This window comes from Pseudomonas sp. TWI628 (assembly GCF_039673865.1).
In the GTDB taxonomy this organism is placed as follows: domain Bacteria; phylum Pseudomonadota; class Gammaproteobacteria; order Pseudomonadales; family Pseudomonadaceae; genus Aquipseudomonas.
This window is the reverse complement of sequence record NZ_JBDJMM010000003.1, coordinates 60327-75388: the sequence shown is the minus strand read 5'-3', so window position 1 is coordinate 75388 and position 15062 is coordinate 60327. Positions and strand designations below refer to the sequence as shown.

At 63.4% G+C, this 15062-nt stretch carries 7 protein-coding genes; 4 read left to right on the top strand and 3 right to left on the bottom strand.

Annotation, left to right across the window (positions count from 1 at the left end; genetic code table 11):
- Positions 1–91: 91 nt before the first annotated feature.
- Entirely contained in the window at positions 92–535 is a 444-nt protein-coding gene (locus ABE528_RS03070; protein WP_346652149.1) for a cupin domain-containing protein, read from the top strand.
- Positions 536–540: 5 nt separating this feature from the next.
- Entirely contained in the window at positions 541–1221 is a 681-nt protein-coding gene (locus ABE528_RS03065) for a carboxymuconolactone decarboxylase family protein (RefSeq protein ID WP_346652148.1), read from the top strand.
- A gap of 22 nt (positions 1222–1243) precedes the next feature.
- On the opposite strand, the gene ABE528_RS03060 is transcribed toward ABE528_RS03065, so the two are convergent.
- Entirely contained in the window at positions 1244–2188 is a 945-nt protein-coding gene (locus ABE528_RS03060; protein ID WP_346652147.1) for a GlxA family transcriptional regulator, read from the bottom strand.
- A gap of 106 nt (positions 2189–2294) precedes the next feature.
- On the opposite strand from ABE528_RS03060, the gene ABE528_RS03055 reads away from it, so the two are divergent.
- The gene (locus tag ABE528_RS03055; RefSeq protein WP_346652146.1) at positions 2295–3092 is read left to right on the top strand and encodes an SDR family oxidoreductase; all 798 of its coding nucleotides are present in this window, start codon (positions 2295–2297) and stop codon (positions 3090–3092) included.
- A 155-nt stretch (positions 3093–3247) separates the two neighbouring features.
- A complete protein-coding gene (locus tag ABE528_RS03050; protein WP_152958207.1) occupies positions 3248–4255 on the top strand; it encodes a zinc-binding alcohol dehydrogenase family protein in 1008 nt (335 codons plus the stop codon).
- A gap of 97 nt (positions 4256–4352) precedes the next feature.
- Here the strand turns inward: ABE528_RS03050 and ABE528_RS03045 are convergent, their stop codons facing one another.
- Complete coding sequence (locus ABE528_RS03045; RefSeq protein ID WP_152958204.1) at positions 4353–5828, bottom strand: TolC family protein; 1476 nt, start codon at positions 5826–5828, stop codon at positions 4353–4355.
- A gap of 50 nt (positions 5829–5878) precedes the next feature.
- Positions 5879–14992, bottom strand: coding sequence for a DUF4347 domain-containing protein (locus tag ABE528_RS03040; protein ID WP_346652145.1), 9114 nt, complete (start codon positions 14990–14992; stop codon positions 5879–5881).
- Positions 14993–15062 lie beyond the last annotated feature (70 nt).

The following is a 15062-nucleotide window of genomic DNA, read 5'->3' as shown; positions in this document are numbered from 1 at the left end:
TTCAAACCGCTTTCTGTATTTTGCCGATACTCGAATTAAAACGCGGTCGGTACAGTTCTCTCAACACGTATTTTGAGGGGCTGCCAACGCCATGACTGACAACAATCTTCACGACGCCGATATGCAGGTTCACCGCGCGGGTTCAGCCAAAGCGATCCAGGGGCTCGCTGACTGGTTCACGGGACGCGTGCGAATCGACCGTGTATTCATGGCCCCGGCCCCAGCCCGGATTGGCATTGCGGTGGTCAACTTCGAGCCGGGTGCCCGAACCCACTGGCACACCCATCCTCTGGGCCAGGCCTTGCTGGTCACCGATGGCGTGGGTTGGACGCAATGCGAGGATGGGCCAAAGACCGAGATCCGCGCGGGCGATCTGATCTGGTGCAACTGTGGCCGACGTCACTGGCACGGCGCGACCGACACCACGGCCATGCAGCACGTTGCGATCAATGAGTTGCTGGAGGGCAAGGCCGTGGACTGGCTGAAGCCCGTCACTGACGATGTGTTCCTTGGCATACCCACCAAAAGAGACTGAGAAAAATGACCTCAACCACTTTGCTTCAATCGAGTTCGACTTCCCTCAGCGAACAACAGCAAGCAGTTGTCATCCTGGCCGCGCTCGCCGCCGCTGGCGACATGCCGCGCTTGTACACTGCTCTGGACCAGGCCCTTGAAACAGGTCTGACCATCAGCGAACTGCGCGAAGTGCTCGTGCAGCTCTACGCCTACGCCGGCTTCCCTCGCTCTCTCAATGCGCTGTCTGAGCTGATGCAGGTACTCGAATCACGCAAGCAGCGCGGCATCACTGACGCTCCAGGCCACGAGCCCAGTCGTCCGATCCCTCAAGGCGATGCCTTGCTGGCTGCTGGTACAGCCAATCAGACGAAACTTTCGGGATCACCGGTTGAAGGCCCCTTGTTCGACTTCGCCCCGATTGCCAATCAGTACCTGCGTGCTCACTTGTTTGGCGACATCTTCGAGCGAGACAACCTGGATTGGCAAACGCGAGAAGTGGCTACCGTGGGCATGCTGTGCGCGCTGGTGGGTGTGGAGCCGCAGCTCCAGGCACACATGCGCATTAGCATGAACACCGGGATCACGCGAGGGCAGCTTGACCAGCTGTGCCAGACTCTGAAGGCGGGCGTCGACGATCAGACGGGCCAGCGAGCGGCGAGCGCTTTGCAGAAGCATTTGGCAAGTACGGCAAAAGCCTCTGGCTAGCCAGCGGATCAACCCCTTGTCATCACTCCACCAGCCTGGCGTCCCTTCGCACCGCTTGCGGGGGTACGCCATAGCCGCGAATGAAGACCTCGCGCATATGCCGCCGATCCCTGAACCCGGCTTCCTTCGCCACCACGTCCAGGCTGTGCCGGCTCTGCTCGATCATCAGCCTGGCAGCTTCGAGCCGCAAGTTTTCCACGGCCTTGGCAGGTGATTGTCCGGTCTCGGCAGTGAATACGCGAGTGAATTGCCGGGGGCTCAAATGCACAGCTTCAGCCAGCTCCTCGACACTCAACGGACGACTCAGGTGCTTGCGCGCGTAATCCAGGGCGCTCTGAATCCGGTCCGACTTCGGCGAAAGGGCCAACAGCTCGGAATGTTGCGATTGCCCGCCGGAACGACGTTGGTGCATCACCAGCTTTCGCGCCACTGACCTGGCCATCTCGGTCCCCAGATCCTTTTCCACCATGCCAAGCGCCATATCCAGGGCTGCGGTCATGCCAGCGGAGGTCCAGATCTGCCCATCGACAATGAAGATCCGATCATCTTCCACTTCAATGTCCGGATGCAGTTCACGCAGCTTTTTCGCATAGGCCCAGTGCGTCGTGGCTCGCCGGTTATCGAGGACACCCGCCTGGGCCAGGATGAAACAGCCGGTACACAGGCCTGCGGTACGTCGAGCACCGTCGACAAAACCTCGGACGCTGGCCAGCACCTTCTCACTCGGCGGCGTCAGCGGGGTCAAAGTCCCCGTGACCATCCAGGTGTCGGCCAGACCAGGAGCGCCCAACGGCAGGGTGTCCATGTACATCCCCAGAGAAGAGCGCACTGTGCCACCCTCGATGGAGAAGTTCTGGATCTTGTAGACCGCTTCGCCGGCGACGATGTTCGCGAACTCGAATACGGCCTGCGTTGCCAGCGACATGATCTGGAAACCTTCGGTGATGAGGTAGCCGACCCGGTGCATGGTTGGAGCTCCTTGTTCAATGTCCTAAAAACGTATCATATGCGTCGTTTAAGACGAAAGCGACCTTCTGCATCATGGCTTCACACCCCAACCACGGAGCATGATCATGACCCAGCCATTCAAAGGCACGGCTCTCATCACCGGCGCCTCCACCGGCATCGGTTCCATCTACGCGGAACGTTTGGCACGTCAAGGTTACGACTTGGTGCTGGTCGCGCGAAATCGCGAACGCCTCAACACGCTGGCCAGCCGGCTCACCACGCAAACCCAACAGAACGTGGAGGTGTTCCCGGCCGATCTGGCCAACGCAGAAGACCTGGCCAAGGTAGAACGCAAGCTACGTGAGGACGCCAGCATCAGCCTGCTGGTAAACAACGCGGGCATTGGCACTCACACCACGCTGCTGGAAAGCGACGTCGAGCGCATGGCCGAAATGATCGCCCTCAACGTCACCGCCCTCACCCGCCTCACTTATGCGGCCGTTCCAGGGTTTGTGGCTCGCAAGCAAGGCGCCGTCATCAACATCTCCTCCATCGTCAGCCTGGCGCCGGAGCTGCTCAATGGCGTGTACGGCGGCAGCAAGGCCTATGTCACCGCCTTTACCCAGTCCCTGCACAAGGAGCTTGCGGATACAGGCATCAAGATCCAGGCGGTGCTGCCAGGGGCCACTGCCACCGATCTCTGGCAGATCGGCGGCTTGCCGCTCGAGAACCTGGACCCCGCCATCGTCATGTCGGCCCAGGACCTGGTGGACGGTGCCTTGCAGGACTTCGACGACGATGTAGCGATCTCCATCCCCTCGATGCACGACCTGCAGTCGTTCGAACGCTATGAAGCCAGCCGCAAGGCCCTGTTCGGTCAGCTGTCCAGCAACCAGCTTGCTCCCCGCTACAACGCCAGGTGATCCCCGTTCGCTGGGTGGAGCTAGCCAGCCCGGTCATGGCTGCTTCACCCAATTTTCATCGCAGCAGATAAAGTCTTACTCCATTCAGGCTGTATCTTGAATGAACCGAAACAAATAGCCTGCACCCACTTTTGAATTCACTGGAGGTAGCGCCAATGAAAGCCGTCGTTTATACCCAGCCCGGTTTGCCTATCGATGACCCGCAATCGCTCTATGACGCGGAACTGCCCGCGCCCAAACCGGGTGCCCGGGACCTTCTGGTGGAGGTCAAGGCTATTGCTGTAAACCCTGTCGATACGAAAATCCGCGCAAGCCGTGGAGGTGAGCAGCCGCAGGTTCTCGGCTGGGATGCTGTCGGTGTCGTCCGCGAAACAGGCGCTGAGGTGACGTTGTTCCAACCGGGCGATGAGGTGTTCTACGCTGGCGCGATTGATCGCCCCGGCAGCTACAGTGAGCTTCATGTAGTCGATGAGCGCATCGTTGGGCACAAGCCCCGCAGCCTGGATAACGCAAGCGCTGCGGCCTTGCCGCTTACCGCCATCACCGCCTGGGAGTTGCTGTTCGACCGCCTGGGCATTGAAGAGCATGCCGGCAAGGGTCAACGTCTTCTGGTTATCGGCGCTGGCGGTGGTGTCGGTTCAATCCTGGTTCAGCTTGCCAGCAAGCTCACGCAACTGACCGTCATCGGCACCGCCTCACGGCCTGAAACCCAAGGCTGGGTGAAGGAACTGGGCGCCCATCACGTCATCGACCACACCCAGTCGATCCCTCTTCAGCTGGAAGCGCTCAAGCTCAATCCGGTCGACTATGTGATCAGCCTGACGCACACCGATAGCTACCTTACCCAGCTGGTTGAAGTGCTTCGTCCACAAGGCAAGCTCGCACTGATCGACGACCCCGCGCAGCTCGATGTCATGCCGCTCAAGCGCAAGTCGCTTTCGTTGCACTGGGAGCTCATGTTCACGCGTTCGCTGTACAAGACCGAGGACATGATCAAGCAACACCAACTGCTCGAGCGTGTTTCGCAGCTGATCGATGCGGGTGTTCTCAAGACCACCCTTGGCGAGCACTTCGGTGCGATCAACGCCGAAAACCTCAAGCGCGCCCATTCGGTCATTGAAAGCGGTAAAGCGCGGGGGAAGATCGTTCTGGAAAATTTCTGATCGGGGGTTCAGCGTAGGGCCCAACCTCATCGGCGGCTACGCCGGCTCTCACAGAGCCGACGTTGCCGACAATGAGGTCATCAGCTCCACAGCAAACTCAACGGTTCCAGTTGTCCTCGCTAGCCTGCAAGGCATTGGCGATGGTCTGCACCTTGTCATCCGCCAGCGCGTTGGGCAGCGGATCCGCCCCCGTGCTGACGAACACTTGAGAGTAGGCATTGCGCATTTCAGCGTAGGACAGGTCGCGCTTGAGCTGGGTCTGCAGATTGTTCAGCTCGCCCTGGATCAGCTCCAGCTCACCGATATTGTTGGTCTTGAAGCGGTTGCGCAGTTGCTCGGCGATCTGCCCGTCGAGGTTGGCCATCTCTTCGCTGGTCTTGAACTGATGGCTGGCTTCCTCGAAGTTGGCCCGCGCCACGTACAGTTGCGCCATGACCGCCACGGACATCGCCTGGCGGCGTGCATCGGCGACGTTTTCCCCGGCCTTGGCGACCTTGATCGCCGTCGGCGCGGACATCACGTTGAACAGGTTCCAGGTAACCTTCAGGCCGTAGTCGGCCCAGCTCTGATTGGTCAGGAAGGTGTTGCTGTCGTAGTGACCACCGGCCGAGAACTCCAGGCCCGGCAGCATGCGCAGCATGGCCTTGCGGGTTTCGGTGGCGCTGATGCGCGACTGGTAGTCCTGCTCGCGCAGTTCCGGGCGGCTGGCCAGGGCCTGCTGCTCCAGCTTGGCGAAGTCGGCGTTCAGCTGCGGCACCGCATAGTTGTCATCCAGCGCCAGGGTGTAGGGCTTGTCCATCGGCTGGTTGATCAGCGCCGCCAGTTCGGTCTTGGCCAGGGTCAGCGCGCGGCGCTGCTCCTGCAGTTGGCGCGTTGCCTCGATCAGGGCGCGCTGGTAGCTCAGGGCCTGGACCGGGTCACCGATTCGCTGGGCGCTCATCAGTTGGCTGTTGATACGGGCCTGCTCGATGCGCCCCATCAGGTTATCGATCTGGCTCAGCAGGCGCTCCGCCGCCACGGCGCGCCAATAGGCCGAACGCACGTCCTGGGTGATGGTGTGGATCACCTTGCGCTTGCGTTCCTGGAGGATGTAGCGCTGGTCGGACTGCTGCTTGGCGCCCAGGTAGCTGACACCGAAGTCCAGCACGTTCCAGACCATGGTCAGGTCGGCCACGTCGCGGTCACGGTCCTGCGAGGTCGAAGGTTCGAGGGACTGGGTACCGGTGCGGATGCTCTGGCTGCTCGACGCACTGACGTTGTTACGGCCGGCATAGCCCGCCGACAGGGCCATGCGCGGCAGCATGTCGAACTGGGCGAGGTCCAGCTGACGCTGGCCCAGGGCTTCTTCCATCACCTTCAGGCGAGCTTCGAGGTTGTACTTGACCGCACGGGCCATGGCCTGGTGCAGGGTCAGAGGTCCGTTGAGGGGTTCCTGGTCCTTGTAGATCTGCGCCAGGTCAGCACGGGCACGCGCTTCGCTGGCACTGCGCTCGATCGGGTCGGTCTTGACGGCGCAGCCGCCAATGGCCAATGCCAACAGACTGGCGGCAAACAGTGTGTGTTTCTTGTTCATCCTTGGGCCGCCCCCTGGTACGGCTCGATTATCAAAAGTTGTGCTGCCTTTCATGCCCGCTGGCCGATCTCTGCCGGTTTTGCCAAGGCCTTGGCCAACTCACGCACCTGGCGCTGGTCGGCTTCGTGGATTTGCTGCAGTTGCTGGCCGAAGGTTGGTACGCCGAACACCCCGCGCAGCCCCTGGTTAAGCTCGCTCTGTTTCCACTGGCCGGCGCTGAACACGTTCAGCTCGGTGACGCCGGGTACCTCGCGACCGAAAAGGGTGGCGAAGGTGCTGGCGCCGAAGACGCCGCCGTTGCCCCCGCCGAAGCCCAGGAAGCCCTGGCCGTCGCCGCCACCGAGGCCGCTGTCGCTGCTGCCGAACACCTGGGCGATAAAGCTCGGCGCACTGCCGGCCTGGCCGAGGAAGATGGTGCCCAGCGGTTTCAGGTCGCCGCCCACGGTACGCACGTCAAACAGGGGGCCGGGAACCAGCGGCGAGAGGCTCTGGTTGATGACGATGCCCGGCACCTGCGGCTGGATCACCGAAGGTTGTATGACAAGCGAGGTGTCCGGCGGGTTGATGCGGTATTCCAGATCACCGACATCCTGGGTCTGCTGGGCCTGGGCGGCGCTGGCCAAGGACTGCACCAGCAGGTTGCCGGCGCCATCCTGGATGCCACTGTTCAGCGCGTTGAGGCTCAGGGACAAGGTGCCCTGCCCGCGCAGGTCGCCGACCACGATGCGGTAGGTCTGCGCGTCGATACGCTGCACCGACTGCACCACACCGCTGGCACTGGCAGTGCCCAGCACGCTGAAGTCGTTGGCATCGACACCACTGACCGCCTCGTCGAAGGTCAGGGTGAAGCTCAGGCTGCGGTCGGTCGGCAGCACCGGCCCTTCCACGACGATGCTGCTTGGCTGCGGTGCACGGGCATCGACCAGGATGCCACGGGTATTGCCGACATTGTGCAGGCCGGTATTGGCGTCGTTGCCGATGGCATCACGCAGGGTGCCGCCATTGCTGTCGATACTCGACGCCACGGCGAAGGTGCTGTTGCCAGCCATGCCATTGGTCACGGTCAGGCGGAAGGTCAGCGCCGTGCTGCCGGAGCCGGCCAGGTAGTCGGCGTAGACCACCCGGCCGTTGTCCAGGGTAACGGCCAGGCGTGGATTACCGGTGCTGCTGTCGACCAGTACCGCTTCATCGGTGTTGACGGTGAAGTCCAGGGTTTGCCCGGCGGTGTAGGTGCCGCTGGCCGGCACACCGACGCTGGTCACCGATGGCGCGACGCGGTCGATGCTGTACACGCTGCCGGCCAGGCCGCCGCTGACCGGGTTGCCGGCGACATCGACGATACCGGTGTTGCTGCCGTTCAGGTCCAGGCGCACGTTGCCGGCGCCGGCCAGGTTATCCACCAGCACCTCGTAGGTACGCCCGTCGATGCGGGTGATCGAGGCGATGCGCCCGTTGGCGCTGCCGGTGAAGGCAAGGCTGAAATCGGCGCTGTCCACACCGCTGACGTTCTCGTTGAAGGTGACGGTGTAGTGCACGCTGCCGGCATGGGTCGGTGTGACTTCGACGCGGGCGATGTTGGCGATTTCCGGCGCCTGGGTATCGACGATCACCCCACTGGCGGTGCCAGGGGCGTTGAGGTTCAGGTTCATGGCGTTGCCGGCCAGATCACGCAGGGTCGCGCCATTCAGGTCGATGCTGCCCGGCAGGCCGATGCCACTGTTGGCGGTGTTTGGCGAGACGATGGTGTACTCGAACACCAGCGCCGAGCTGCCGCTGCCGGAAACGTAGTCCGCGTAACGGGTCACGCCGCCGATGTTGAGGGCCAGGCGTGGCGTACCGTTGACGTTGACGACCTCGCTGGCATTGACGGTAAAGCGCAGCACATCACCAGCCTTGTAGGCACCGCTGGCTGGCAAATCGAGGCTACTGACCGTTGGCGCCACGGCATCGACCAGGATAGCGCTGGTGTTCGGCAGGCCGTTGAGTGCGGTGTGCGCATCGTTACCAATGGCATCGCGCAGGGTTGCGCCATTGAGCTGGATCGCGCTGCCGATGGCAATGCCAGTGGTATCCAGCTGGCCGGTCGCCACGGTCAAGCGGAACACCAGGGTGCTGCTGCCAGCGCCGGACAGGTAGGTCGCATAGGCGGTCTGCCCGTTGTCCAGGGTCACTTCAAGGCGTGGCGAACCGTTGCTGGTATCGAGCAGCACGGCTTCGTCCATGTGCACGGTGAAGTCGAGGTTCTGCCCCGCCACATAGGTGCCGCCATTCGGCACATCGACATGGGTCACGCTCGGCGCGACGCGGTCGATGCTGTAGCTGGCGCCGCTCAGGCCGCCGACCAAGGCGTTGCCGGCGGCATCGGCGATGCCGGTACCGCTGGCATTGAGGTTGAGCTGTACGCTGCCGATACCCGCCAGGTTGTCGACCAGCACGGTGTAGGTGCGGCCGTCGACGCGGGTAACGCTGGCGATGCTGCCGGCCGCCGAGCCGCCCAGGGCCAGGGTGAAGTCACTGACATCAACCCCGCTCACATCCTCGCTGAAGGTCACGGTGAAACTGGCCGAGCTGCTGTTGCTCGGGCTGGCGCCGACGCGCACGATATTGCTGGCGATCGGTGCAGTGGTGTCGACCAGCACGCCCGGCAGGTTGCCGTTGCCCAAGGCCGGATCGATCGCGTTGCCGGCCAGGTCGGTCAGCTGATCGCCGCGCAGATCCAGGCTGCTGACAGCGATGCCATTTGCGTCGTTGTCACCGCTCAGCACCACGTACTGGAACACCAGCCTGTCGGTACCGCTACCGGACACGTAGCTGGCGTAACGGGTCACCCCGCCCACATCCAGCGTCAGGCGCGGCGCCAGGCTGCCGATCTGCACGGCTTCGCTGGCATTGACGGTAAAGGTCAGTACATCACCGGGCTTGTAGCTGCCATCCGCCGGCGGCGTCACGCTGGCCACGCTCGGCGCGATGCCGTCGACATTGACGCCTGCCGTGCTGGCCACGCCGTTCAGGGTGGTCACGGTGGCGTTGCCGGCCAGATCGGTGATCGCCCCACCATTGGTGTCGATGCTGCTGCCCAGGGTGATGCCGTTGCTGTCCAGCTGGCCGCTGGTGACTACCATGCGGAACACCAGGGCGCTGCTGCCGCTGCCGGAGACGTACTCGGCCCAGACGGTGCCGCCGGTATCCAGGGTCACGGCGATACGCGGGACGCCGGTGCTGGTATCAACCGTCATCGCTTCGCTGAAGTTGACGGTGAAGTCCAGGTCCTGGCCGATGATGTAGGTGCCATCCACGGGTGCGGAGACACTGCCCACTACCGGCACTACGCCGTCGACCACGATATTGCTGCGCCCGCCGAGAGAATCGGCGCCACCTATGGTCGGCAGGGTCAGGACTGCCAGGTCGCTGGTGTTGTTGCTGATCACCGCGCCGTTCATCTGCAGCGCCGCCGTGCTCTGGAAGTCCAGGTCGGCGCTGATATCACCTGCCTGCACGGTGTACTTGAAGACCAGGGTGTTGCTGCCGCTGCCGCTGACATACTGCGCGTTGCGGTCCACCAGGCCGGTTTCCAGCAGCAAGGTCGGGCGGCCACTGCTGAGATCGACGTTGACCACCTGGTCCCAGGTCATGCTGATCAGCACTTCGTCGCCGACCTTCACGGTACGGTCCAGGCCTTGTGCCGAGACGTTTATGACCTTCGGGTTCATCGGAATGACGTTGATCGAGATGGTGTCGACGTCGGACTTGGCTCCACCGGTACCGGAGTTGCCGTTGTCGTTGGTCTCGATAGTCACGCTGGCAGCGCCGAGGAAGTTGTTCGACGGCCTGAAGGTGAGGGTCTGCAACGCCGCGTTGATGTTGCTGCGGGTGCCCTCGAAGGTCATGGTGATGTTGTTCAGGCCAGTACCGGTCACCAGGCTGATGCCGCTGAGGCTGCCCAGGCTGAGCAGGCCGTTGGTGGCGGTCAGGGTCACCGTCATCAGGCCGTTGCCGGCATCCACGTCGCTGATCGAGATGGCATTGCCATTGGCGGTGTTGAAGCCAAGGACGACGTTTTGCGAGGCGGTCTGGCTACCCGGCACGTTGTTCACCGGGGCATCGTTGACCGCCGTGACGTTGAGGGTCACGGTCCTGGTGTCGGTCTGCTCGCCGCCGCTGCCGCTGGCGCCGCGGTCGTTGATTGTGACCGTCAGGATCACACTGGCAGTGGCGTCCTGGGCGGTCTTGAAGGTCAGGCTGTTGGCAGCAATGAAGACGTTGATATTGGCCAGGCTGCCCGACAGGGTCAGCAGGCCGCTACCGGAACCGACCACGGACACCCCCATGCCCGAGGTAGCGCTCAGGGTACCGCTCGGTACCGAGAAGGTCGCGGTTACGGTGTTGCTGTCGGCATCGACGTCGGTGAAGCTGATGCCGGTGATCACGCTGGACACATCTTCGGTCACGCTGATGGACGGCGGCACGCTGGCCACTGGCGCATCGTTCACCGCCTGCACCTGCAGGGTCATGGTGCTGGTGGCATCGGAAACGCTGGTGGTATTGACGTTGATGGTCAAGGTCACATCGCCGCTGGCGTTGGCCGCCGCGGTGTAGACCAGGCGGTTGTTGGCGATGAACTGGTTGATGTTGGCCAGGGTGCCGCTCAGGGTCAGCGCCGTCGCGGTGCCGCCCACGGTCACGCCACCGGCAGCGGTGGCGCTGAGGGTACCGCTGGCGACGGTGAAGGTGACGATGCCCAGGGTCGAGTCGACATCACTGAAGGTGATCGAGCCGAGCGCCGTCGGGACGTCCTCGATGATCTGCTGCGAGGCCGGGGCGCTGATGGTCGGCGAGTCGTTGACCGCTACGAGGGTGATGTCACGGGTGACCGCGATGGAGGACAGGCCATCACCGTCGGTGACCTGGAACTGCACGGTACGGCTCGTGGTATTCGGGGTGTCCGAGGCGTTGCCGTAGGTCACTGCCCGCATCGCGGCCTGGAACTCTGCGGCGGTCGCGGTGTTGCCGGCGGACGTCAGGGTCAGGATGCCGGTGCCGGCGTTCCAGGTGCCGACGATATTGCCCATGCTCAAGCCGTCGTTGGCGAAGGCCAGGCTGTCCTGAGAGCTGTAGTAGGTCAGCAGGCGCACGGAAGCGGTGAGCGGGTTCGGGCCGTCCGGGTCGGATAGGCTCACCCCGGAGTCCACCACGATACGGTCGGAAACGACGTTATTGCCTTCGGTCCAGATAGCCGCAGTGCCGGTCACCGTCACTACCGGGCGATCATTGACAGCAGAGACCACCACGGTGGCGGTGTCGACCTGGCTGGAATAAGCCGAGGTGCCGCCGGAGGTGGTGGTATTGGTCTTGGTGCCCTGCAGGCCGAGGGTGGCGTTGGTCTGGTCCCAGGCCTTGTAGGTGATGGTCGCGGTTTCACCGTGGATGCCGTCCGGCACGAAGCGCACCAGGTTCTGCGCGGTGAGGATCAGCGCGGAAGTAGCGGAGACAGTGCCGACGTCGCTCCAGGTGCTGCCGGCGTTGGTGCTGTACTGCCATTTGCCGTAGCTCGAGGTCAGGCCGGTGATCGCCATGCCCTTCAGCGCGCCGGTGTCGACGTCGGTGACACCGCCCAATAGGGTGCTGACCAGGGTGCCGGCATCGTTGGTCGAGCTGTCGGTGAGCCCGGGCAGGGTCGGTGCGACGCCGATCATGATCGGTGCATCGTTGACCGAGGTCACCACCTGATTGACGGTACCGGTACCGGTGGAGAACGCGCTGGTGCCGCCATTGCTGGTGGTATCGGCCGTGCTGCGGATGCCGTTGACGGAAGCGGTGCCGGTGGTCTGGTCCCAGCCACGGAAGGTCAGGGTAGCGGTCTCGCCATTGGCGGCGTCCGGGACGTAGCGGATATAGGTGGTGGAGGCGATCAGCAGCGCGCTGCTACTCGAGACGGCGCCAAAGTCGGTCCAGTTGCTGTTGTCGGTGGAGTACTGCCAGGTGCCGCTGCCGGTCTTGGCGATGATCGCGACACCGCGCAGGGCGCCGACATCGGGGTCGACCATGGTGTGGTTGGCCAGTACGGTCGAGATCCGCACGCCAGTGGCCGTGGTGTCTTCGTTGATGGTCGCGAAGTTGTATGGCCCACCGCTGAGGACCGGCGCATCGTTGATGCCGACCACGGTCACGGTGCTGAAGATGCCCACGGCAGTGGTCGGGGTGCCCCCGTCGTTGCTCCCGCCGTTGTCGCTCACAGTGCTCAGGTACACGACCCGGTTGGCCGTGGTCGGGCTCTCGCTGTCATTGCGGTAGGCCATGCCGTTGAGGACGGTCTGCGCCGTCGCCGTCGACAGGCCGCCGGCCTTGTCCAGAGTGACGGTGGCCGTGCCGCCGCTCACCGACACACTGACGCTGATGCCATTGATCGAGGTCGTCACCGAGGTGCCCTGCACCAGGGTCACGTCGGTGCCGTCGATTACCAGCTTCTCCGCCGCGCCGTTGGCCACGCCGCTGACGGTGAAGACCATCTGCAGCACCGACTGCCCGGACTCGACGGTGTTGATGGTCGCGCCGCTGAACAGCTGGACCGCCGCGGTGTTCTCGGTGTAGGTCGGGTTGGTCGCGGTGATGTTGACCACCGGTGCATCGTTGACCGCCTGGACGGAAAGGCTGACCACGGACGTCGTGCTGCTGCCGCCGGCACCGTCATCCATGCTGATCGACACGCTGCGCGCGGTGGTCGACGGCTCGCTGCTGTTGGCGTTGCGATACGCCAGGTTCTGCACCAGCGCGGAAACCGTGGTCGGGTTGGCGTTGCTGGTGAAGGTGATCACCAGCGGGTTGCCGTTGCTGCCGCCGGTGAAGGTACCGACCACCAGGCCGTTGTAGATGATCGAAGCGCCGCTCACGAAAATCAGGTTGGCCCCGTTGCCCTGGTCGCGGATGAACAGCACGTCTTCGCCACTGGCAAGGCCAGTGGTGATCTGCACGGTCATCTTGCCGCCGCTGAAGTTGGCCGAGTCGGCGTCGGTGACGGTGGCGTTGCTGCCCGAGTCGAGCAGCACATAGGCGGCGTCTTCGGCGTAGGTGACGGCGTCGCCATTGACGTTGCTGATCACTGGCGCAGCAACGGCGACTACGCTGAAGTTCAGCGCGGTGTTGTTCTGGATGCCCTTGTAGACCTGGCCGTTGGCATTGGCGAAGGTCTTGTTGTCGATACGCACGGCATAGGCCACGCCGTCGATCAAGTCGGCTGGCGGGTCGATGGTCCAAGTTGTGCCGCTGCCGGTAACGGCGCTGCTGCTGACGGCGATAGTCTGGATGATCGTGTTGTCGCTGGTGCGCACGATGTAGATGTTGCCCGTGCCCTTGGTCACCGACTGGTCGAAGGTCAGGGTGATATTGGCGCTTGGGGTGACGCCCAGGCTGTTATCGGCCGGGGTCGAGCTGACCAGCTTGGGCAGGCTGCCGCTCTGGTAGAAGATGCTGGTGCTGTTGGCCGAGGACGAGGTGACGACAAGATCGAGGTCGCCGTCGCCATCAATATCGCCAACGCGGAACTGCTGGGAGCTCATGTCGGGCAGGACCACGTTGGCGAACGGCGAGCTGGCCTGGTCGACATCGACAAAAGTGCCGTTGTCGTTGCGCACGTAGCGGAAAACCGAACCGTTGCCGTTGGTCTGGTAAAGGATATCGGCGTCGCCGTCGCCGTCGAAGTCGGCGACGATGGCCCGGTTCACGTTGGTCGTCGGCAGGCCCGCCGAGGAAGTGATATCGACGAAGACCCCGCTGTTGTTGCGCAAGTACTTCATCTGCGCCCCGGCAGCAACGTAGATCAGGTCGGTATAACCATCGCCATCGACGTCCGCCGCCTTGTAGTTGTAGGCGCTGAAGTCGGGCATGGTGATACCGCCGAACGGCCAGATGCCGTCCGCGCTGGTCACGGTGGTGAAGCTGGGTGTGGCGCTGCCGTTGTTCAGCGCCAATCCCCAGGGAGAGGCGCTGCCACTGGTCTGGTAGAGGATGTCGAGGGCCCCGTCGCCGTTGAAGTCGCCCACCAGGGTACGAACGCCGAAGCTCGGACCGGCCACGTCCTGGCTGCTGAAACCGCTGCCGTTGTTGAGGTAGAGCTTCATCGTCGTGCCACTCAGGGGCGCGGCGAGCAGGTCGATGCGCCCGTCACCGTTGAAATCCGCGGCATGAAAGTTGGCACCGCCAGTTGCCGCATCACCCAGGCTCAGGCCGGCGAAGATCGAGCTTGCCTGGCTGAGGATGGTGAAAGTGCCGTCACTGTTGCTCTGGGCGAAACTCCAGAGCCCGTTGCTGCCTGCGGCCTGGAAGAGAATGTCGGCACGGCCGTCGCCATTGAAGTCGCCAACCACGTACTTCATCAGGTTGCCGGAGGAGCCCAGGACCGGCGCACTGGAGACGGTACCACCTGAGTAGCTGGCGACCATCAGGCTGTCATAGCCGCTGATGCTGAGCGTGGCGGACTCGATGCTGCCGCTGTTGCGTTCCAGGGTCCAGTTGCCGCCCAAGGCTACAGAACCGGTTTCATCTACCGAGGCGGCGACATCGGCGCCGGTGATCGCCGCCAGTTCGTCGATGAACGCCTGGCCCTTGTCGCCCTGCCCCACATCGCAGCCATAGATCATCAGGTCGCCGTCGGCCTTGAGCGCGGCACCGATGCTCTCCAGGGCCGCGCGGTGCTCGGCAAGGTTGTTGCTGGCCAGCCAGACATTGCCCAGTTGCACCGTACCGTCTGCACCATGGGACAGCAGATGAATGGCGTCGAGGTTCTCACGGCCCTTGAGATAGTCGGCCATCTGCTGCAGGCCGTCCTTGTCCGGATCAAGGACCACCACTTCGGCATTCGCCGGCAGGCCTTCGAGCAACTGCCCGACATTGTTGACCTGACCATCAACGAATACCACTTCCTGGCGCTGCGTGGCCTGTTGCTGGCTCGCCGTCTCGCCGGCGGAGGCTGGGGCCTGGCTGTCGCTGCTGGAGGTGCTGTCCTTGGCCGCGTCGGCCGTGGTCTGCGCGGCGGCATCCTCGGCCACCACGGCCACCGAGGCATCGAACATGATTCGCGGCTCGAGGGCCATCAACAGCGGAGCCTGGCCGGGCTCAGCGGGCTGCGATGGCTGGACGGACTTGCGCGAGAGTCGTTCGATGAATTTCAAGGTGCACCTCCTGGTGTGCCACCGCAGTGCCCGCTCCGGCAGTGCAGTCGAAAAAGTGGCGGTGCCCTGG